Source organism: Enterococcus sp. 6D12_DIV0197 (assembly GCF_002174385.1).
GTDB lineage: Bacteria > Bacillota > Bacilli > Lactobacillales > Enterococcaceae > Enterococcus_D > Enterococcus_D casseliflavus.
The window spans coordinates 2,435,012-2,455,930 of record NZ_NIBN01000001.1 but is presented as its reverse complement, the minus strand read 5'-3'; the positions used below and the strand labels follow the sequence as shown (position 1 = coordinate 2,455,930).

Below are 20,919 nucleotides of genomic sequence, written 5' to 3'. Positions count from 1 at the left end.
ATTATAGTGTCACACCATTTTTAAAGATGGCGATCTCACGAACGTTATTGGCTTCATTACGAGTCGGTTTTCCACTGGCAGTATCGATGATCGCTTGAATAAAGTCTTCCAGCACGACCTCCATCGGCTCTTCCAACAAGCGACCGGCGTTGAAATCCATCCAGTGGGGTTTCTTCTGATAAATCTCTTGATTCGTGGCAACTTTCATGGTCGGCACATAGGCACCAAATGGCGTGCCGCGACCAGTGGTAAATAAGACGAGTTGGCAATCGGCAGAAGCCAGTGCAGAAGCGGCAACAAGGTCGTTTCCTGGACCTTCCAGCAGGCTCAAGCCTGGCTTACGGAGTTTTTCCCCATATTTTAAGACATCGACGACAGCGGAAGTCCCAGATTTTTGGGTACAGCCTAATGACTTATCTTCTAGCGTAGTGATACCGCCTGCCTTATTGCCAGGAGAAGGATTTTCATAGACTGGTTCACCGTATGCAAGGAAATAATCTTTAAAGTCGTTGATTAGATGGAGAATTTTTTCAAAGGTGGCTTCATCTTGTGCACGCGCCATCAAGACTTGTTCAGCGCCAAACATTTCGGGTACTTCCGTCAAGACTGTACTGCCACCTTGAGAAACTAAAAAGTCAGAAAATGCCCCCAACAAAGGGTTGGCGGTGATCCCAGAAAACCCGTCGGAACCCCCACATTTTAACCCGATCTTTAGCTCACTCAAGGGAACGGCTTCTCGTTGATCCTCTTTTGCTGCTTCCAGTAATTCTTCTAATAAGCTTTCGCCGACCGCAATTTCATCGTCGCTTTCCTGTGCCACCATAAATTTGACGCGCTTTGGATCGTAGTCACCCAGGTTTTTCTTAAACTCGGGAACGGTGTTGTTCTCACAACCTAAGCCAAAGACCAAGACGCCACCGGCATTTGGATGATGCACCGCATCAATTAAAATTTGACGAGTGTTTTGATGATCTTGGCCTAACTGAGAGCAGCCGTAGGGATGTTTAAGGATCGTAATATGATCAAAAGTGCCAAGATCTGGATGATTCTTCTTGAAGTTTTCAACAATGATCTCTGCGATGCCATTGATACAACCAACTGTTGGCACGATCAGTAAATCATTACGAATTCCAACTTTGCCGTTTGCTCGACGGTACCCTTGGAACGTCGCAGCCCTTTTTGGATAACGGACGGGATGCAAATCGGGAGCATAGGTGTATGTTAAGGTGCCAGAAAGGTTGGTTTTGACATTGTGGGTATGCAACCATTGGCCAGTTTTCACGTCAGCTAAGAGATGTCCAATGGGATAGCCATATTTGATCACGTCTTGTGATTGTGCTAGGTCTTTGAGGGCGATTTTGTGTCCTTGTGGAATATCCTCAAAAAGGGTGATCGTTTTGCCTTCAAATGCAAGGGTCGTTTTAGCAGCTAGTGGTTTTAATGCGACTGCGACATTGTCTTTAGGGTGCAATTTCAATAGTTGCGCGGGTGTTTCTGTTAATGTGCTGGACATAAAGATTCTCCTTTATTTCAAACTTGGCTCAGGGGTGTCAATCGACGCAAGTAACTGGCGGGGTCCGTCTTGTTTTAGGCATGCGCACATTTCATTGATTGTCTCTGTCATAAAGCTCAGGTCTGCATGCCAAAGTTGCTCATTTTTTAATAGAGCTGCGATCTGTTCTTCTGCTGGTAATTGTTTCACTTGCTGAAATATGGTTGTCACTAGCTCATCATCTTGAAAGGGTCCTGTGAGATAGAAAGTCAGCAATCCTGCCAGTGCGGCAGTGATTCGTTTTGGTACCTGCTGGTTTTGTTGGACATAACGACTTAAGACTGGTTGAAGACGCGCACGGAATTTTGAGACGCTGTTTAAAGCGATCGATTGCAGCTGATGCTTCACATAAGGATTTCTGAAGCGCTCTTTGATTTGGTCCGCATAAGCTGCAAGCTGTGCTTTAGGCAAATCAAGCATTGGAATCAACTCTTCCTGAAAAAGACCATCCAAAAAGGCTGCAAATTCACGGTCGTTCATTACTTCTTCAACGGTTTCTAAACCCGCTAAAAGACCGAGTGGAACCATCGCCGTATGAGGACCATTTAATAAATGTACTTTTTGTTCACGGTAAGGAGTCATATCTTCTGTCACGATCACATTCAACCCAGCTTCTTGCAAAGGGAGCTTTTCGGCTACGCCGTTTCCTTCGATCACCCATAGCATAAAGGGTTCCGCAGTGACCATTACGGCATCCTCATAGCCAAGAACCTCTTGGTATTGTGCCACTTTGTCGCGAGGATATCCTGGAACGATCCGATCGACTAAGCTGCAGCAGAAGGTGTTTTCTTTTTCTAACCAGTTGACGAAGTCTGATTCCAAAGACCATAATGCGGCATATTGTAAGACGATCTCTTTTAGTTTTTCCCCATTCCGATCGATCAATTCACAAGGAATGATCAAAAATCCCTTTTTTCGTAGTTGAAAACGACGATACAAAAGAGCGGTCAGTTTTGCGGGAAAACTTTGGGGAGGGGTATCGTGTAAGGTATCCTCTGGGTGAAACGCAATACCTGCTTCCGTCGTATTAGAAACGATAATCTCAAGTTGCTCGTCTTCGGCTAAAGCAAGATAGTCTTCCCATTGCTGATAAGGATTCAGCACTTGATCAATGGTGGAGACGACTTCAAATGTTTGAGATATAGCGCCATCGACAAGTCCTTCTAAGATAACGGTGTAGAGATTTTCTTGTTGTGCCAACAGCTCTTTCAAGCCGTGATCAATCGGCTGTACCACAACGGCACTGCCGTTAAAAAGACCGTTCTTGTTCATTTGCTGCAGCTGCCAGTTAAAAAAGCCCCGCATAAAATTGCCTTCCCCGAATTGAATCACTCGGGCTGGATAGGTTTGATGGGGTTGTTCGGTAATTTTTTTCATAGAATCCTCCTTAAAAAATAGTTATGCACACGTTAACATTTTTTGCGTAAGCGCTCTTGAAAACAAGAGGCTTACAACGATTGACGAATGATTAACGAGGTATCAAAGAAATGTTGTTTCTCAACTACTTGATTGGCAAATGCTTGCAACAGCAGGGTTGCTGCCAATTGACTCATTTCATAGACTGGTTTGCGGATCGTTGTTAATGGGGGATACGTATAGGGAGAAAAAGAACTATCATCAAAACCGATGATACCGATCTCCTCAGGGATCTTTCGTCCTGCTTGATGACAGGCATTGATCGCACCGATCGCCATGTCATCATTGGCGCAAAAAATCACTTCAGGTGGTTCAGGTAAAGCGAGTAGTTGCTGGGCACCCAGCTGACCGCTTTCCAACGAGTAGTCGCCAGCTACGAAGTATTCTTTCGGGCAGACAAGCTGCTTTTCTTGAATCGCTTTCATAAATCCTTTGCGGCGCTCTCTAGAGGAACCAAAGGAAGCGATCCCTTCGATCATGGCGATCTTTCGAAAGCCTTGTTCAAGCACATAGGTGATCATTTGATAGACCCCTTGGGCATCATTACTAGTGACATTCATCAAGGTTGCATCCTGCAATTGACGATTCAAAACGACGATGGGAATGTTTTTCTTTGAAAGAGCAGCGATAAAACCGTCATCACGATCGCTTTGACTCATCACGATCGCTCCATCGAGGCGATTCGGCTCTTCATCAAATGTATCGGATTGCAATAATTCATGAACCGCCAAAGTATATTCGGATGGTAGGGTATCACTGATTCCTTTGATCACTTCGACTAAAAAGCTATCGGAAGTACCAATGGATAGATGAGAAAAATAAAGACCAATGATATAGGATTTTTGATTCACCAGACTTTTGGCATTGACATTGGGCACATAGTGTAAAGATTCAGCTATGGCTGCGATCTTCTTTTTTGTTTCTGGCTTAATTAATGGGCTATCGTTTAGCGCACGAGAAACAGTTGTATGTGAAACACCAGCGACTTTGGCGATATCTTTGATCGTGACCATAGAAAACCTTCTTCCTTTTTGCTTGATTCAAGCATAGCTTGTTCCCACGAGAATGTCAATACACCAAGGATGCACACGTGAAACATTTTTCAAAATAACATAGGAACTTTTTCTGGGATGTGCTAGTATAAAAGAAGATAGTTAGGTAATGGGAGGGAGTCTATGAAATTCTTTTTAAGCTATCATCAAACGTCCAACTTGTTTTATAAAATATTTATTTTGATTTTTCTAATTGGTAGCGCTTTAATCATTGGTTTTAGTGGGGTCATTTATCATCGAACGTATCAAAACATTCAAGAAACATTTTTGCAAAGTCAACATAATTTGGTCAACCAAGTCAAAGAAAATCTGGATCAAAAAATTCAGATGGTGGAGTATGCCTTTTCTACATACAGTAGCACACAAAGCTTTTCCGATACGATGGAACAGCCGTTTTCCGTGACGAATTATCGACAAGTGCGAGAGATCAATTCACAACTGGCTTACATTGGTGTGATGGGGATTGAAAACGCCAGCTACCAATTGGTGAATTTGAATCAGCAGTGGAAAATCGAAGAAGGCTCCTTAAAACAGATCGATGATACTGAATTTGCTGCTTTTCAAGCGTTGATCGACAACCAACGCTACTTGTATTGGTTGCCAGAAGATGGCTATTTAAAAATGGTGATGACGCTGCCTGTGTTTCGACAGGAAACCACTGCTTTGGGGATTGCTGAAATCCAAGACCATACTATTGCGCAGTTGGTGGCAGATCATGACGATTCCTTTTTGAATATTTTTCATGCAGACGGACAACTGCTTTTCGATAATGGTGAAGTGATCGATTCTGCCTTACAAGAAACAATGATTGCAGCAGCCCACGGCGATGGCATCTTCACTGACAAAGAAAACAATAAGTATGTGGTCACACAATCGGATTACAATCAGTGGTATCATGTGATCCGCCTGGCGCCTGCTAGCGTTTCACAAGCAATCCGTGAATTAAGAAGCGGTTTGATCGTGATTGGCAGTCTTTTGATCATCCTCTTTTTATTAGTATCCTATCGCATTGCGATCGTGGCTACCTCACCCATCAATCGGATCGGTGAGCTTTTAAAGCCCAAAAAACAAGGTCAGAAATTAGAAGTAAATCAATTGATTTCCGATATCGACCAGGTCTTACATCAAAACCACGATCTCGCCGTCAAAGTCGAGCATCAAAAGCCCGAATTAGAATCCTTGTTTCTATTAAACTTGTTTCGCGGCTGTATCTCAGAAGAAGATATTCACTTAAAACTGTCACAATTTGGGTATGAAGTATCCAAAACAGAACACTTTGCCGTATTACTGATTCAAATCGATGATTTGTGTGGACGAGAAACAGCGACTATTGATATTTTCTTGCTTGCCATCGAGAATCTCGTTTCTGAGATCATTCCAGCAAATTTGCGTTTTCAACCAATCATCTCCAGTCAAGAAACCCAAGGAACGATTTTAAAGCTTCCTGAATCAGTTGACCAAAAACAAGTATTGACCTATTGTCAAAAGATCCATCAAGCGGCAAAAGATTACTTGAAAATCAAAATAAGTTGTGGGGTCTCACAATCCTATGACCGCCTCGTAGAAACCAAATTAGCGGTTGATAACGCCAAAGAAGCCTTGCACTATCGAATGAATTTAGGGGAAGAAGTCATTATCTTTTTTGACGACATTGCAGCACAATTAGACAATAACGCGATCGTTCAATACCCTAGAGAAGCAGAAAGCACCTTTTTGGATGCGATGCGTAGTGGGGAACTAGCGACCATCAAAGCGAGTTACACGGAAGTCGTACGGGAAATCATTCATGAAAACAAAAATCCGTTGACGATTGAAAGTGCCTTGTTTAAGTTGATCAACAGTATCGTTCAGCTAGGGCAACTCTTAGGAGCGGATCATACCAGCTTGCAGAATAGTCGTAAAGTTTATCAATCCGTGCTCAATCAAACTAGTTTGTTCAAAGTTGAGCAAATCATCTATCATGAGTTAGTTTTACCTATCGTTGAAACGACACAAGCCAAAACAGATCGAGAAATTCGCTCCTTGTCTGAAAAGATGGTCTTGATCGTACACCAACAATACGATCAAGATCTCTCCTTAGATAGCATTGCTGAACAGTTGCATTATAATGCCAATTACTTAAGTAATGTGTTTAAAAAGGAATTATCCATCAATTTTGCCGATTACTTACAAAACTATCGGTTGCAAATCGCCAAAAAATGGTTGCGGGAAACGGATATGACGATCAAGGAAATCGCAGCCAACCTTCAATATACCAACTCTCAAAACTTCATCCGCTTTTTCAAAAAGAAAGAACAGATGACCCCTGGAGAGTATCGCAAACGATCCAAAGACTAAAAGAAAAAAGCGCTTTTTGATCGTTGATCAAAAGCGCTTTTTTCTTTGCTGCCTGTTGGTTACCCTTTGACGGAACCAACCATTGCACCTTTCACGAAATACTTCTGGACAAATGGATAGGCGATCAACATTGGCAGAGTCGCAACGACGATCACGGCCATTTTTACGGATTGTGCTGGGGGGACAACATCGACACTAGCGGCATCAGCGTTCATCCCGCTAGAGACGATCACGATTTGTCGAAGGAGCACTTGGATCGGCCATTTCGCTGAATCATTGATGTACAAGATCGCTGATTGATAAGTATTCCAATAACTAACAGCGTAGAACAAAGAGATCGTCGCAATCGATGGTAAGGAAAGGGGTAAGATGATACGGAAAAAGACGCCCCAATCAGAGCAACCATCCATTTTTGCGGATTCCTCTAAACTATCAGGAATCCCTTGGAAAAAGTTTCTCATAATGATCATATTATATGCACTGATGGCGCTCGGTAAGATCAATGCCCAGAGAGAATCGATCAAGCCGAGGCTTTGTACCAAAATAAAACTTGGGATCATCCCACCGCTAAACAACATGGTAAATACGACAATAAAGTTGAAGATGCCGCGTCCATGCAAATATTTTCTCGAAAGAGCATAGGCCATAAAAGAGGTCAAGATCATTGAAAGAACCGTTCCGACGATGGTCACGAAAAGGGAAACACCAATACTCGTAAAAATCGTGGGTGTCGAGAGAATATACCGGTAAGCATTTAAGCTAAATTCACGTGGGATAATGATAAATGTTCGTGTCGCGATCTCAGAAGAAGAAGCAAAGGAGCTTCCGAGAATGTTTAGAAAAGGTAAGAGACACGTTAAGGTGAAGAGTAGTAGAAAGCCAATAATAAATCCTTGAACGACCCGTTCACTTTTCGGGCGGTTCGTTTTTTTCAGGGTTTGTTGCATAGAAAAAACCTCCATCTTTTTTTACTTAAATAGGTACTTCCAACGTATCATGAGGCGGGGACAACGTATATAATCACTTTTACATGTTAAAAAATTCACAAAAGTGATAAACGTTGATAAATCAAGGGTTTTCCAATTCGATTGAGAAATAATCCTAAAAAATGTATGCCTTTTCAAAGCTGAGAAAATGATTATATACGTTATCTTTTTTTCACGCTACCATGGGACTATCAAATCAAAAAAATTCGGAGGAACAAGTATGGAAACAAAAGTTGATAATTACTTCTCACCACTTAATGAAGAAGAACAGCGGCTGCGGCTGAAAAAGAAAAAATGGGCGCAAATCAGAAAAAATCGTGCCCTCTATATTATGGTATTGCCGGGGATTTTATATTTTCTTATTTTCCGTTACATACCGATGGGCGGTTTGGTCATCGCTTTTCAAGACTACCAACCATTCTTGGGGATCCTAGGAAGCCCCTTTGTTGGCTTCACTCATTTTATTCGGCTCTTTACTGAAGATACCTTCGTGATGTTGATGCGCAATACACTGATCATGTTTTTCTTAAATATCACGATTTCTTTCCCTTTTCCTATATTATTGGCACTTATGCTAAATGAAGTAAACAATCGCCGTTTGAAAAAAGGGATTCAAACCATCATTTATTTGCCTCATTTTATGTCGTGGGTCATCGTTGTTTCCATCTTCTATGTTTTATTAACGACAGAAGGTGGTGTAATCAATAACATGATCGAAAGTCTTGGTGGCGAACGTATCCCGTTTCTAACAAGCCGCACGTGGTTGCGTCCAATGTACATTTTCCAAGATCTTTGGAAAGGTGCCGGTTGGGGGACGATCGTCTATCTAGCCGCTATTACCAATGTTGATGAACAGCTTTATGAAGCTGCGGATATGGATGGGGCTGGCAAGCTACGAAAAATGTGGCATATCACATTGCCTTGTATTCGTCCAACGATCGTAACCTTATTGATTTTAAAGATCGGTTCGATCTTAGATATGGGCTTTGAGCATATGTTCTTGTTGATGAACTCAATGAACCGTGAAGTTGCCCAAATCTTTGATACCTTTGTCTATACCGCCGGGATTCAAAATGGTCAATTGAGTTACTCGACAGCTGTTGGGCTGTTTAAAGGACTTGTTGGCTTGATCCTCGTTATCTTTGCGAATCGTTTGGCGAAAAAAATTGGCGAAGACGGGATTTATTAAGAAAGAAGGGATCACATGACGATCGAAAAGATCACGAAAATCAACGAAGGATTACTCGCATTTTTGACGCTGATCGCACTTCACTTTCTTTGGCTCAGTGTGACTCTCCTGGGAGGGGTCCTCTTTGGCATTGGTCCTGCGTCGTATGCCATGATGAAATATTATGATCGCTGGCTTCGTCTTCATGAACGACCACCTTTGATCAAAAGTTTTTTCTACTATAGTAAAGAACGGTTCCGACAATCGGTGCTGATCAGTTGGTTGTTTCTGATCATTGCAGCGATCGTGATCACCAACATATTTGCGCCATTTCCATGGTTTATCCAAGTAGCGAATGTCCTCTTTTTGATTGCGTTTCTCTTTTTATTCATGCACGTGTATACCGTCATGGCAGCCACCAACTTTGTGACCGTGTTTGAGATCCTGCGGGGGAGTGCGTTGTTAGGTTTAGGCTATCTGCATTATTCGATCATAAGTTGGACGATTTTGATCGTTGGCTATTTAGTCCTGGGCAGTTATTTCTTGATCGGCCTCTTTTTGATGGGTAGCAGCTTAGTTGGTGGTGTTTTTGCCCTTGCTGGTAAAAAAATTCTTCAAGATATCCACCCAATTGATACAGATCAGGTGGTTTCAAAAACGGCATCGACTACGGAGCAAACCGTTGCCAGTAAAGGAGATGAGGTCATTATCTAAAGAAAACGGCTCAAAGACTTTTACTAGTCCGTGAACAAAACGGTCACTAGAGAACACCTGGAAATAGCAAAACAAGCTGAACCCTCAAGAAATATAGCCAGTAAAACGAATTCATTGAAACAGCTCTATGAATTGAGGAGACTACAATAAAAGGAAGTATCGTACATGAAGAACTATTCGGAAATTGCTTTGAACACGTTATTTGAGCGCTATGACTACTTATGCAAAGAAAAAATTTATCATGGAAAATGGTCCTATGACATCGGGGTCGTTTTACAAGGCGTAAAAGAAGCCTATGAGCAAACTGGTGACAGACGCTATTTCGACTATATCCAAAATACGATGGATTTTTATATTGACGAAGACGGTTGTATCAAAAACTATCAGATGGATGCGATGAATATCGATTACATCAATAATGGCAAATGTTTATTCTTACTATACAAAGAAACAGGTGCTTCAAAATACAAGATCGCCTTGGACACGCTGTATCAACAATTACAGCAGATGCCAAGAACAAGCGAAGGCGGGTTCTGGCATAAAAAAATCTATCCTTATCAAATGTGGTTAGATGGCTTATATATGGGGGCCCCATTTCTAACAGAATACGCACTGACATTTGAGAAAGAAGAAGCATTGGAAGATGTAATCAAGCAATTCACCTTATGCTTTACTCATACCCTAGATCCAAAAACGGGTCTTTTGTATCACGCGTGGGATGAACAAAAAGTCCAGCCGTGGGCAGATCCTGAGACCGGTTGTTCAAAAAATTTCTGGGGACGATCAATGGGATGGTTCATGATGGCTCTCGCAGATACGATGGTGCTATTAGGGGAATCAGAGCAGAAGAATCCATTAGAAAAAATGTTTGTCTCTTGTCTAGAAGCTCTTGCTAAAGTAAGAGATCCCCAGAAAAAAGTGTGGTATCAAGTCTTAGATAAAGGCAGTGAGCGTGGGAATTATTTAGAAGCATCCGCTTCTTCAATGATTTGTTACGCAACAGCGAAAGCAGTCAAAGCAGGGATCATCGATCAAAAATGGCAAGTGTTTGCCCAAGAGACCTATCAAGGATTGCTTGATGAGTTTGTCTTTTTAACAAAAGAAGGCTGGTTGAATCTGATCAGAAACTGTGAAGTTGCTGGTCTTGGTGGCCCAGATGATCGGGATGGTACGTTTGTTTACTATATCAGTGAACCCGTTATCACAAATGATTTCAAAGGATACGGTGCCTTTTTACAAGCGAGTTTACTGCTGCAACCACTAATGGAGGAAGGAAGCAAGAAATGAATATCCAATTGACTACAGCTGATTTACAAGAAAAAGAAGGTCTGTTGACAGAAGCGATTCAAGAAAAAATTGATGAATTGCATCAACAAGGAGGAGGCAGAATCACTTTTTCCGCAGGACGCTACCCGACAGGAGCGCTCTTTTTAAAAAGTAATATTGAACTGCACCTACTATTGGGGGCGACCCTAGTATTTTCTGATGATCCCAAAGACTATCCCGTCGTTGTGTCTCGCTGGGAAGGGGTCAAACGGGAAGTTTATGCCTCTTGTTTATATGCCGAGAATGCGGAAAATATCGCTGTCACAGGACTAGGAATGCTTGATGGACAAGGGCAAAGATGGTGGAACACCTTTCGGGAAAACCGTGAACAGCTTGCTTATCCACGACCAAAATTAATCAGTTTTGACTCTTGCCAGCAAATTACGTTGAAAGATATCCGTCTTGTCGATTCACCAAGTTGGACCGTCAATCCGATTCTTTGCCAAGATCTAACGATCGATAATCTTCGCATCAAAAATCCAGCGGATTCGCCAAATACGGATGGGATCGATCCTGAATCTTGTAAAAATGTCCGCATCAGTAACTGTCATATCGATGTTGGTGATGATTGTATCGCCATCAAATCAGGAACGGAGGACACCAAAGAACGGGTCGCTTGTGAGAATATCACGATCGTAAATTGCCATATGCTTCATGGGCATGGGGCAGTCGTTCTAGGTAGTGAGATGAGCGGCGATATTCGTAATGTCACCATCAGTAACTGTATTTTTCAAGATACCGATCGTGGGATTCGGTTGAAATCCCGTCGGGGACGTGGCGGAACGATCGAAGATATTCGAGTGAATAACATTGTGATGGATAATGTTATCTGTCCATTCACTTTAAATCTTTACTATTTCTGTGGACCGAAAGGCAAAGAAAAGTATGTTTGGGATAAAAATCCGTACCCGATCACCGAGGAAACCCCTCATTTTCGGAGAATCCATTTTGCAAATATCTCGGCTCGGAATGTTCATGCGGCCGCTGGGTTTGTTTATGGCTTGGCTGAACAATTTATTTCAGATATCACTTTCCAAGATATTGCTGTCTCTATGGCTGAACACCCAATTCCAGGAAAGCCTGCAATGATGACAGGTATTGAAGAGATGACAAAACAAGGCTTTTATATTGGCTGTGGAAGGAATATTCAGTTTGATCGTATCAATTTGGAAGGCGTAACTGAAGCGTTCCATATCGAGAATAGTCGGGAAATCACCGTCACACAATCATTTGAGAATCGTCAGCCTCTGGCATTTCAAGGAGATTTTTTGTGAGGGATCCTCAGTTACTACAGCTGCTAGGTCCTGATATGAAAGTTGCACCACAAGTGGTTCAGCAAACAAAAGAGCAAGTGCAAAATTATACCTTGGAACATTTACTTCTACGATTAAATCAAGAAGAGGATGTCCCTGCATACTTTGCTTATCCTAGCTCTCAGCAACCTGTTCCACTCGTTTTGTTCAATCATTCTCATGGCGGCGACTTCACGATGGGGAAAGAAGAACTACGACAAAGTCCGTGTTATATGCAAAAAGAAAGCCTATTCGCGACATTTATGAAGTTGGGCGTCGCCGTTGGGGTGATCGACATGTGGGGCTTTGGCGAACGAAAAAACGGTGAGAATGATAGCTACAAGCGGTTTCTGTTGCATGGCAAAACATTATGGGGACAACGAATCTATGACAACCAACAGTTTTTGACCTATCTTGCTTCCCGCAAAGAAGTGAAACATTCCGCTATCGCCACATTGGGACTTTCTATGGGCGGCTTGATGAGCTGGTGGTTGGCAGCGCTTGATGAACGGATATCAGTGGTGGTGGACATGGCAGCACAAGTGGACTATCAAGCATTGATCGAAGAGGACTGTCTAAGCAAACATGGGTTTTACTATTATGTTCCTAATGTGTTGAAAGACTTTACGACTGTGGCGATCCAAAAACAGATCGCACCACGCCCGCGTTTGAGTTTGGTTGGCAAAGAGGATCGTGGCTGCCCCTCAAGCGGCGTCGCTCGTTTGGATCAGCAGATTGGGCAGCATTATGAAGCAATAGGCTATAAGGAGCATTGGCAGGCGTGTTGCTTGCCAGGCGGTCATGAAGAAACCAAGGAGATGAGAGCGCAGTGGATCGAATTTTTAAAACAGCACCTCCTATCAAGCTAAAGGTTAGTAAAGAGCCGCAAAAGGGTGATTTTACGAGTATCCAAGCAGCCGTGCTGGCTGCTGAAGCCTTAAAAGCACCTTGTGAAATCACGATCGCCTCTGGCGTGTATCAAGAACAGGTGAAAATTTATAAAAACCAGCTTACGTTGATCGCGGAACCTAACACGTTCTTATGCTACCACTTGGCTGCCGAGCAAACCGATGAAAATGGGCAAAAAAGAGGAACGTTTCAAACAGCGACGCTCTTTATCAATAGCCAAGAAGTCTTTGTAAAAAACCTGACCATCATCAATGACGCAGGGTATGGGCGAGCAGTCGGGCAAGCAGTTGCCGTCTATATCGAAGGGGATGACATTCGCTTCGAACGCTGTCATCTCGATGCTTTTCAAGATACCTTGTGCCTGGGTCCATTGCCAAAATATACCAAAGAAGGCGAACCAATGATCAGTCCTTGGCGAAAGACAATCTTTGACCAACAACAGAGTTTGTTTTTGCATTGCAGGATCAGTGGAACAGTCGATTTTATTTTTGGCGGTGGTTCCGCCACCTTTGAAGAGTGTCACTTGCATTGTAAAAATACACCACAAACGAACTACATTACTGCTGCCTCAACCAGCAAACAAGCAAGCGGGTTAACCTTCGATCGGTGCCGAGTGACAGGGGACAAAGCCTATTATTTAGGCCGTCCTTGGCGTAATGACGCCAAAGTCACCTTTTTATCCTGCTGCTTTGATCAACAGCTCGCCCCTTGCGGATGGTCTGATTGGGGAAAAACAGCAAGCCACCAAACGGTCACATTCACGGAGCGAATGTGTTGTTACCAAAGAAGTCCCCAACGTCCTGAATGGGTGACTCTTGAAGGAGTGATAGAAAAATGAGCAAGGCAAAATGGTCTGGCTGGATCGGGATGGTTCTCGCTCTGGTGTTTATGGGCGGCTTTTCCTTGGCGATCAATCAAATGACTGTCCAGCAGTTCGAAGAGATCTTTCAACGTGCGTTTCCCACTATACTGAATCAAATGACGGAAGAAGCAGCATTGGCGCAATTTCAAACACTCGGCGCTTGGTTTGGCTTCACGCTGTTGGCACTCCTGATGTTGGTTTCAGTGGCGACGATGCTTGTTCGCTATCGTAATTATCGAAAGCAATCTTGTGCTATTTATTTTTTGACTGGTGTCGTGACATTGATTGGTAGTCAAATGATCGCTTTTCCGATTGCCTTTTGTTTCTTTTTAGCGGCGGGTTTTTGTTTTCTCCATCGCGATGACGGACACAAGAAAAAAACAACGGACGCAGTCAGCAAACAAGGAGGGGTTGCATGAAGGCAATAATCAATAATCCGATTTTAAGAGGGTTTCATCCTGATCCGAGTATTTTAAAAGTCGAGGATACGTATTATTTAGCGGTTTCTTCCTTTGAGTGGTTGCCAGGAATTCGGGTCTACTGTTCTCAAGATCTAGTCAATTGGTCCCATGAAACAGATATTCTGACCAATCAAGTGGATTTATTAGGCAACGCAGCAAATTGCAGCATTTGGGCACCGCAAATCAGTTACGCAAACGGACAATACTATTGTGTCTATACAAATGTTCGCAACACGACACGCCCCTTCAAAGACTGTCGAAACTATCTCATCACGGCTCCTACCATTCATGGGCCATGGAGTGAGCCCATTTACTTAAATGGTAGTGGCTTTGATCCGTCCTTGTTTCATGATCAAGAGGGGCGTATCTGGTTATTGAATGCGCTTTGGGATTATCGTAAGGATACACCAAATAAATCGGTGGGGATCGTGCTCCAAGAATACTCTGAAGCACAAGGGTGCTTGATCGGTGACAGAGTGCCAATTTTTTCTGGAACCCAGCTGGCGAAGACTGAAGCACCGCATCTTTATTACCACAATGAGTGTTATTACTTACTGACGGCAGAAGGAGGAACGGGTGCAGGTCATGCGGTAACAGTTTGTCGTAGTAAAACCATCACTGGACCTTATGAAGTAGATCCGCATTTTCCCATGATGCGTGCCTATCAGCGCGAAGATTCCCCTTTTCAATGTACAGGTCATGGCAGTTTGACGATTGCGCCATCAGGAGAATGGGTCATGAGCTATTTGATGACTCGGCCAGTAGAAGGGGCAGCGATCCTTGGACGAGAGACAGCACTCCAAACTGTCTATTGGGATCACGAAGGATGGCTGCGTCTTAGCAATAACGATACGATCCCAGATCAAACCATCAGGCTCGCTAGCGATGCTCAGAAGCAAAGGGCATCACCTGCTGTTTTTATTGATGACTTTAAAGGATCGTTGCAAAAAGCATGGAACGGTAGACGATTGCTGCCCAATGAAGAGTGGTGCAATCTGAGTGAGCGACCAGGGTATTTGCGATTGATCGGCGGAGAATCGATGCAATCGAACTTTCATAAGCACTTATTGGCGATTCGTCAACAAGACGTTTGTTTTGAAGCTGAAACAGTGATGGAATACCACCCCCAATCGTTCAATCAGATGGCTGGATTGTCGCTTTTCTTAAATGAAGAAAACTATTTGTTTTTCTACGTAACCTATGATGAAAAAGAAGACAAGGTCCTTCGGTTGCTGCGGTGTTGTGAAGGAGAATTTCACTTGTTCCCAGATAAATTGCCCCTCGCTGCTGCAAGTGAGCCGATTGGATTGAAAGTAGTCGGTTCTTATCTAGAAGCCCAATGGTTCTATCGGCAATCACAAACGTGGCATCCCTTTAAAAAGCAAAACATCCAGTTCTTGTCTGGTGGTTTTACGGGGAATTTCATTGGAATCAGTGCCCATGATTTAGATCACTTTGGCAAAAGCTATGCCGATTTTGAATATTTTACGTATCAAGGGAAAGATCCGCTCGATGATGGCTCCCTAAAAATAGAGAAAGAAGGTTAACAAATGAAAAAATTGAAAGTTGCAAGTTTATTATTATGTGCTGGACTGTTTTTAGCAGGCTGCGGCGATGGTGGAGGTTCACCTGAAGGACCAGAAAGCGAAGGGAAATCAAGTATTTCTTGGATGGCGATGCTACATACTGCTTCCCCACCATCTGGAGATGTCACGCAAAAGCTAGAAGAATACACAGGGGTCGAGATCGACTTTACGTGGGTGCCAGATGCTTCAAAAACAGAGCGCTTGAATGCAGCATTGGCGTCGAATTCTTTAGCAGATATCGTTAGTCTGACAGAAATCAATAACACAACCGTCCGCAGCTCACTCGCATCTGGAATGTTCTGGGATGTGGAACCCTATTTAGAAGAGTTCCCGAATTTGGCAGAAATTTCCGAAGATCGGTTAGAGTCTTCTCGAATTGATGGTCGAATCTATGGTGTTCCGTTTTTAAAACCGATCGCTCGTTATGGCGTCCTTGTCAGAAAAGATTGGTTGGATAATTTAGGCTTGGACGTGCCATCGACATTAGAAGAATTAGCTGCTGTCGCCCAAGCCTTTACGGAAGATGATCCAGATGGAAACGGTGCGGATGATACGGTTGGTTTCGTAGAGCGTGATGAGTCCTTTAACGTTGGGTTCCGTTCGCTTTCAGGTTACTTTGGTGCAGACAATTGGTTTACGATCACGGATGATGATGAAGTGATGCCATCCTTTATGCAACCAGAATACAAAGAAGCAATGGAATGGTTCCGTAATATCTATGATAATGGCTGGATGAATTCTGATTTTGCGGTAATGGCGAAAAATGATCAGAAGAACTATATCGTTCAAGGTCGTGGTGGGATCGTATTGAGTGGTTTGCAAGAAGTACGTAACTACATTGATGATGCAGCTGGTACTGATGAAGAGCATATGGAATGGGTCTTGATCAATGATATCGTCCATGAAAATGTGGAACGTCGTATCCTTTCTGATACCAATGGTGGAATGGGCGGCTGGTTAGCCATTCCGAAAAACAATGTTGAAACCGAAGAAGACTTACGTGTTGTTTTGAAATTTATCAATGATTTGATGGACGAAGAGCCGTTTACGTTGATGACGCAAGGGATCGAAGGGGTTCATTATGAAATTGATGATGAGGGTGTCTATGTCCGTTTAGATGATACGAAGTGGCAACAAGAAGTACAACCATTTTCTTCGTCTCGTCCATCAGAATTAGTAACAGTTTTCCCTTCAAGCAACCCATATGTCAACTTAGCCAATGAAAAGATTCGCGAAAATGAAGAGTTTGCGGTGATCAATCCTGCACAATCGCTGACCTCTGAAACCTATGATCGTTCATGGTCAAGCTTGATTGAAGGAATCTCAGACGCTTACTACCAATATATGACTGGGGAAATCGAGATCGATGGGTTTGATACAGCGATCGAAACCTTCTTAAGAAATGGTGGACAGCAAATCATTGACGAGTTCACGGAAGACTATCGTTCACAACAATAAAGGTCACAAAAGGTTCTGATCATCTATTGAGAAGAAATAGATGAAGTGAGGAGCCGCTACTGCTGAAAGATTTGAAGACCAAGACCAGTTGAAGTGATTCGCTGCTTGGTCTTCTTTTTGCTTCAAAAGCAGTGAAGAAAGGAGAAGCTATGTTTCAACTAACTGTTCGGGGGCATGATTTAAAGAATTATGGGTCCCCAGAAGAATTAGCGCAAAAAATTGCCGCCCAAAACATTCATAACATTCAATTTGCATTAAATAAATCCTTCCCGCAATGGGCAGAGCCAGAGCAATTAAGCCCTGGTTTAGGCCGCTTTTTCAAACGAGTTTTTGGTCAATCTCACGTTCAGGTCGCTTTATTAAGTTGTTATTGTAATCTGATCCATCCTGATCTGGAAAAACGGGAAACGATTTTATCCAGATTCGAGACCTATCTCGCACATGCCAAATATTTTGATGCAGCTATGGTCGCAAGTGAAACTGGTTCGGTTTTGCCAAATATGGGGTATACCGAGGAAAATTTTAGTGACGTCGTTTTCGATGATTTGGTTCAGGTGATCAAGCGTTTGGTCCAAGTGGCTAAGAGACATCAAGTGATGCTAGGAATTGAAGCAGGCTTGAATCATCCACTATCATCGATCGACCGAATCGAAGAATTGCTGGAACGGGTACCCTCTGACTATTTAGGGATCATCTTTGATCCAACCAATCTGATTACTGCGAAGAACTATCAAGAGCAAGTCGCTTTGACAAGGGAAGCTTTTTCTCGCTTTGGCGATGCCATCGTTTGCTTGCACTTGAAAGATTATCAAGTAATCGATGGGAAAATCAAGGTAGTCCCATTGGGAGAAGGAATGATTGATTATCAACAACTATTGGCCATCACCGCTGAATACAAGCCATATTGTTATGTTGTGTTAGAAGGGACGACCGAAGAAGCGATGCAGCCAGCCATTTCACTGATTGAAGCACTGAAAAAGTGAGCGAGTTGTCTTTGATTGTGACTGATGCGGAAATGCTTTGTTTCTAGGAATCACGGAAGATAACGGAGTCCTTTCCTCAACAAGCAGATTTATTTACTTACTAAAAGTTAGTGTTATACTTAAAGGTACAAGTGAATTTAACTGTTTAGAAAAGAGGAAATAGCGATGAAAATGATTCAATCAACCTATCAAATCGATGCAGCAGCCGCAATTGGCAAAGTCGTTTTAAAAGTAGCAAACATAGAAAAAATGAGCCAGTTTTATTCGGACGTGATCGGTCTGACTTTATTGGAGCAAAGTGTAGATCACGCGCGATTAGGCGTGGGAGCGCAAGAGCTTTTAGTTCTAGAGAAGGTGAGTGATCCGTTGCCTTTGACACGGAAAACAGGCCTTTTCCATACGGCGTTTCTTTTGCCTAGCCGTAAAGACCTAGGAAATATGCTGATTCATTATTTGGAAGCCAAAGCTCCCCTGGATGGTGCCAGCGATCATGGATATAGTGAAGCGTTATACCTGACCGACCCAGAAGGAAACGGGATCGAAGTGTATCGTGACAAACCGATGAGTGAATGGGATATTCGAGCAGATGGTGAGATCGTAGGCGTTACGATCGAAATGGACGCGCAAGGCGTGCTGGGAGCCGCTGACCGATCTCAAACGACCTTTCCAGTTGGCACCACGGTGGGGCATGTCCATTTGAAAGTGGCGGACTTGGCAAAAACAGAAGAATTCTACACCGAAGTTTTAGGCATGCGTTTGACCTCAGATTTTGGTAGCCAAGCAAAGTTTTTTGCTGCTGGTTCGTATCATCACCATATCGGATCGAATATTTGGATGGGAAGAAATGTTCCAGCTATGGAAGAACTGGATCTAGGCTTAGCGTACTTTACGATCGTTTTGCCAGCTTTGGCTTTTTCTACGTTACGAAGTCATCTCAAGGCAAGAGGCGTTTCGTATGAGTTAGAAACATACAGCCGCTTGCATTTGACTGATCCGAATGGGATCAATCTGATCATCGAAAGAAAGAATCAGCCTTAAGATGGAGGTTTTTTCATTCATGAAATGAGAGAATAACCTATAATCAAGTAAAAGGAGAGCAAGCATGAAAAAAAACGGGGCGGGACAATCACTATTTCTAGCATTATTGATCAGCATGGGCTTATTTTTCTTTGTCCAAGGGAAACAATTAATAGAAAGTGGGGCGTCTCCTGTGATTTTTATTGCTTTTTCGGCTTTTGCAGGAATTATCGGAGTTGGTGTCTATGGTCTTCAAGCAATAATGAAGCAGCATCGGCGCAAAGCCATGGTACCAATCAAAACCAAAAAATAAAGAAACCGACCAATCTTAAACAGGAAGATTGGTCGGTTTTTTGTTTAAGCTAAGACAAAATGGGAAATGGGGTCTCGTCCCCTACAGATTAATTTTCCATGTTTTCAATCGCAAATTCGATCTCATCAGGTGAGAAGCCGTTCCCTTCAAGATGAGCAGCCATATTTCTTTGACGGATCCCTAACACCCGACGGGATTGATTGGCGCGTCCTAAAGCATGGCGATACCAATCTACATCTAGGGTTTCTAGTGCCCATTGTGTTTCCTCCGCAGTAAAACCTTCTGTTTCTAACAGTTCTGCCATCTCTTGTTTTGAATAAAAGCGACGATTTCCTTGCGCTCTAACGAGGAAAAAGGCTTCACGTTCTCGTTCTGTCGCATTGTTTTCGCGCTCATAGCGTGCTGCTACAGTCGGGGCGAGATGAAACCCTGCTAAAATCGTTTCCTCGGTCACTTCGTTATCAAACACGTAGGTTCTGAATTGAAAACGATTGTCGTTTTCCAGTTCAAGCCATAGTGATTCAACCAGAAATCGATAACCGTATGGAATCGTTTCATAAACAGCATCGGCAATTTCGTAAAAATAAGCGGAAACGGCTTCGTAAGGAGTCATTATCTCGGGAACGATTTCCGTCGTTTGTTCATTAAACAAAGTGATTGCGGAAGGGTAGGTCTCACCAGCATTCGTAAATGTGAGAATCCCCACTGGCTCATGTTTTGTTGAAAAGACATTCATGGTCACACCGTTCGCCAAATCAATCGCACTCTGCCACTCGATTTCTTGGTCTTCGCTTTGTTGGTGTAAGTGCTCAAGTGTATCAGGTGTCAAACCAAGCTTTTCTCGTGTATCTTCATTAATTCCTTCTTCATCGGCAAGTGGATTGTTTGCTCCAGCGGTCACTAGTGCCAAATCCTCTTCGTATTCGTTGAATAATTCTTGCAATCTTGCTCGTCTACTGACGATGATCGGGCTCTCTTCATGGATGGCAAGTAAGGCTTCGATACGGCCATTGCGAGCGGCAACCCAACTGGGCATATCCAGATAGCGAGCTTCGATCGCTTCTTGAGCGAGTGCGATCATTGTTTCCGTGTTTTCAATGAATGCTGCCTTGTGTTTTGAGTTGCTATTGACCTGGTCTAGAAAGGCCAATTCTGCTTCTTTGCCTCGAATCATCAGTTCGAGATTTTCAATACTTAAATCATAAGTAAGGTTTTCTGCATGATAGGTATGTTCCCAACCAGCATCTAAAGCTGCCCCGATGCGCTCAGAAAGTTCCTCAGGACTTGCTGAATTTATCGTCCCACATCCTGAAATCAGGGACAGTATTAGTAATAAAGGCAACAAAACTTGTTTTTTCATTTTTCTCCTCCTCGTGAGACTCTAGTAAACCTCGCCAATTTGTACGAATGAACGCATCAGATCGAGCACTTTCTTGGGTATAAACATAGTCACAATATAAGGGACATCAACTGACCCCCAAAGTTAG

At 43.0% G+C, this 20,919-nt stretch carries 18 protein-coding genes; 13 read left to right on the top strand and 5 right to left on the bottom strand.

Annotated features, from left to right (window positions below):
- Window position 1: 1 nt before the first annotated feature.
- From A5867_RS11380 to A5867_RS11370, 3 genes are all read right to left on the bottom strand, one after another.
- Complete coding sequence (locus A5867_RS11380) at window positions 2–1,513, bottom strand: altronate dehydratase family protein (protein ID WP_087627640.1); 1,512 nt, start codon at window positions 1,511–1,513, stop codon at window positions 2–4.
- A 12-nt stretch (window positions 1,514–1,525) separates the two neighbouring features.
- The gene (locus tag A5867_RS11375; RefSeq protein WP_087627639.1) at window positions 1,526–2,929 is read right to left on the bottom strand and encodes a tagaturonate reductase; all 1,404 of its coding nucleotides are present in this window, start codon (window positions 2,927–2,929) and stop codon (window positions 1,526–1,528) included.
- 71 nt (window positions 2,930–3,000) lie between these two features.
- Window positions 3,001–3,981: a LacI family DNA-binding transcriptional regulator gene (locus tag A5867_RS11370; protein WP_087627638.1), complete on the bottom strand. Its 981-nt coding sequence runs from the start codon at window positions 3,979–3,981 to the stop codon at window positions 3,001–3,003.
- Window positions 3,982–4,143: 162 nt separating this feature from the next.
- Here A5867_RS11370 and A5867_RS11365 point away from each other — a divergent pair, with 162 nt between their 5' ends.
- Window positions 4,144–6,357, top strand: a complete 2,214-nt coding sequence (locus tag A5867_RS11365; RefSeq protein ID WP_087627637.1) for a helix-turn-helix domain-containing protein — start codon at window positions 4,144–4,146, stop codon at window positions 6,355–6,357.
- Between the two features lie 59 nt (window positions 6,358–6,416).
- Here A5867_RS11365 and A5867_RS11360 read toward each other — a convergent pair whose 3' ends face one another.
- Window positions 6,417–7,304 carry a carbohydrate ABC transporter permease gene (locus tag A5867_RS11360; RefSeq protein ID WP_015509917.1) on the bottom strand — a complete coding sequence of 296 codons (888 nt, stop codon included), beginning with the start codon at window positions 7,302–7,304 and terminating at the stop codon, window positions 6,417–6,419.
- Between the two features lie 259 nt (window positions 7,305–7,563).
- On the opposite strand from A5867_RS11360, the gene A5867_RS11355 reads away from it, so the two are divergent.
- The 12 genes from A5867_RS11355 to A5867_RS11300 all read left to right on the top strand — a co-directional run bounded on the left by A5867_RS11355 (window position 7,564) and on the right by A5867_RS11300 (window position 19,432).
- Window positions 7,564–8,532, top strand: a complete 969-nt coding sequence (locus A5867_RS11355) for a sugar ABC transporter permease (protein WP_005229934.1) — start codon at window positions 7,564–7,566, stop codon at window positions 8,530–8,532.
- A 15-nt stretch (window positions 8,533–8,547) separates the two neighbouring features.
- Window positions 8,548–9,225: a YesL family protein gene (locus A5867_RS11350; protein ID WP_087627636.1), complete on the top strand. Its 678-nt coding sequence runs from the start codon at window positions 8,548–8,550 to the stop codon at window positions 9,223–9,225.
- 165 nt (window positions 9,226–9,390) lie between these two features.
- Complete coding sequence (locus tag A5867_RS11345; RefSeq protein WP_087627635.1) at window positions 9,391–10,512, top strand: glycoside hydrolase family 88 protein; 1,122 nt, start codon at window positions 9,391–9,393, stop codon at window positions 10,510–10,512.
- The gene (locus tag A5867_RS11340) at window positions 10,509–11,825 is read left to right on the top strand and encodes a glycoside hydrolase family 28 protein (RefSeq protein WP_074932712.1); all 1,317 of its coding nucleotides are present in this window, start codon (window positions 10,509–10,511) and stop codon (window positions 11,823–11,825) included. The genes A5867_RS11345 and A5867_RS11340 overlap by 4 nt, the downstream gene beginning before the upstream one ends.
- Window positions 11,822–12,712 carry a hypothetical protein gene (locus tag A5867_RS11335; RefSeq protein ID WP_005229942.1) on the top strand — a complete coding sequence of 297 codons (891 nt, stop codon included), beginning with the start codon at window positions 11,822–11,824 and terminating at the stop codon, window positions 12,710–12,712. Before A5867_RS11340 ends, A5867_RS11335 begins: the two co-directional genes overlap by 4 nt.
- Window positions 12,673–13,590 carry a pectinesterase family protein gene (locus tag A5867_RS11330; RefSeq protein WP_087627634.1) on the top strand — a complete coding sequence of 306 codons (918 nt, stop codon included), beginning with the start codon at window positions 12,673–12,675 and terminating at the stop codon, window positions 13,588–13,590. Before A5867_RS11335 ends, A5867_RS11330 begins: the two co-directional genes overlap by 40 nt.
- A complete protein-coding gene (locus A5867_RS11325) occupies window positions 13,587–14,033 on the top strand; it encodes a DUF4064 domain-containing protein (RefSeq protein WP_087627633.1) in 447 nt (148 codons plus the stop codon). Before A5867_RS11330 ends, A5867_RS11325 begins: the two co-directional genes overlap by 4 nt.
- Window positions 14,030–15,622, top strand: a complete 1,593-nt coding sequence (locus A5867_RS11320) for a glycoside hydrolase family 43 protein (protein WP_087627632.1) — start codon at window positions 14,030–14,032, stop codon at window positions 15,620–15,622. The genes A5867_RS11325 and A5867_RS11320 overlap by 4 nt, the downstream gene beginning before the upstream one ends.
- Window positions 15,623–15,625: 3 nt before the next feature.
- The gene (locus A5867_RS11315; protein ID WP_015509909.1) at window positions 15,626–17,119 is read left to right on the top strand and encodes an extracellular solute-binding protein; all 1,494 of its coding nucleotides are present in this window, start codon (window positions 15,626–15,628) and stop codon (window positions 17,117–17,119) included.
- Between the two features lie 149 nt (window positions 17,120–17,268).
- Window positions 17,269–18,102, top strand: a complete 834-nt coding sequence (locus A5867_RS11310) for a sugar phosphate isomerase/epimerase family protein (RefSeq protein WP_074535211.1) — start codon at window positions 17,269–17,271, stop codon at window positions 18,100–18,102.
- Between the two features lie 165 nt (window positions 18,103–18,267).
- Window positions 18,268–19,140 carry a VOC family protein gene (locus A5867_RS11305; RefSeq protein WP_087627631.1) on the top strand — a complete coding sequence of 291 codons (873 nt, stop codon included), beginning with the start codon at window positions 18,268–18,270 and terminating at the stop codon, window positions 19,138–19,140.
- Window positions 19,141–19,204: 64 nt separating this feature from the next.
- Window positions 19,205–19,432 (top strand): hypothetical protein, encoded by a 228-nt coding sequence (locus tag A5867_RS11300; RefSeq protein ID WP_005229963.1) that lies wholly within the window; start codon window positions 19,205–19,207, stop codon window positions 19,430–19,432.
- Between the two features lie 88 nt (window positions 19,433–19,520).
- Here A5867_RS11300 and A5867_RS11295 read toward each other — a convergent pair whose 3' ends face one another.
- Entirely contained in the window at window positions 19,521–20,792 is a 1,272-nt protein-coding gene (locus A5867_RS11295) for a hypothetical protein (RefSeq protein WP_087627630.1), read from the bottom strand.
- Window positions 20,793–20,919: the final 127 nt, after the last annotated feature.

Bases quoted from the DNA above. Each gene is read 5' to 3' on its own strand.
- A5867_RS11325 (WP_087627633.1), top strand. From the start codon at position 13,587: ATGAGCAAGGCAAAATGGTCTGGCTGGATCGGGATGGTTCTCGCTCTG.
- A5867_RS11380 (WP_087627640.1), bottom strand. From the start codon at position 1,513: ATGTCCAGCACATTAACAGAAACACCCGCGCAACTATTGAAATTGCAC.
- A5867_RS11305 (WP_087627631.1), top strand. From the start codon at position 18,268: ATGAAAATGATTCAATCAACCTATCAAATCGATGCAGCAGCCGCAATT.
- A5867_RS11350 (WP_087627636.1), top strand. From the start codon at position 8,548: ATGACGATCGAAAAGATCACGAAAATCAACGAAGGATTACTCGCATTT.
- A5867_RS11360 (WP_015509917.1), bottom strand. From the start codon at position 7,304: ATGCAACAAACCCTGAAAAAAACGAACCGCCCGAAAAGTGAACGGGTC.
- A5867_RS11370 (WP_087627638.1), bottom strand. From the start codon at position 3,981: ATGGTCACGATCAAAGATATCGCCAAAGTCGCTGGTGTTTCACATACA.
- A5867_RS11355 (WP_005229934.1), top strand. From the start codon at position 7,564: ATGGAAACAAAAGTTGATAATTACTTCTCACCACTTAATGAAGAAGAA.
- A5867_RS11365 (WP_087627637.1), top strand. From the start codon at position 4,144: ATGAAATTCTTTTTAAGCTATCATCAAACGTCCAACTTGTTTTATAAA.
- A5867_RS11300 (WP_005229963.1), top strand. From the start codon at position 19,205: ATGAAAAAAAACGGGGCGGGACAATCACTATTTCTAGCATTATTGATC.
- A5867_RS11295 (WP_087627630.1), bottom strand. From the start codon at position 20,792: ATGAAAAAACAAGTTTTGTTGCCTTTATTACTAATACTGTCCCTGATT.
- A5867_RS11375 (WP_087627639.1), bottom strand. From the start codon at position 2,929: ATGAAAAAAATTACCGAACAACCCCATCAAACCTATCCAGCCCGAGTG.
- A5867_RS11310 (WP_074535211.1), top strand. From the start codon at position 17,269: ATGTTTCAACTAACTGTTCGGGGGCATGATTTAAAGAATTATGGGTCC.
- A5867_RS11345 (WP_087627635.1), top strand. From the start codon at position 9,391: ATGAAGAACTATTCGGAAATTGCTTTGAACACGTTATTTGAGCGCTAT.
- A5867_RS11320 (WP_087627632.1), top strand. From the start codon at position 14,030: ATGAAGGCAATAATCAATAATCCGATTTTAAGAGGGTTTCATCCTGAT.
- A5867_RS11340 (WP_074932712.1), top strand. From the start codon at position 10,509: ATGAATATCCAATTGACTACAGCTGATTTACAAGAAAAAGAAGGTCTG.
- A5867_RS11315 (WP_015509909.1), top strand. From the start codon at position 15,626: ATGAAAAAATTGAAAGTTGCAAGTTTATTATTATGTGCTGGACTGTTT.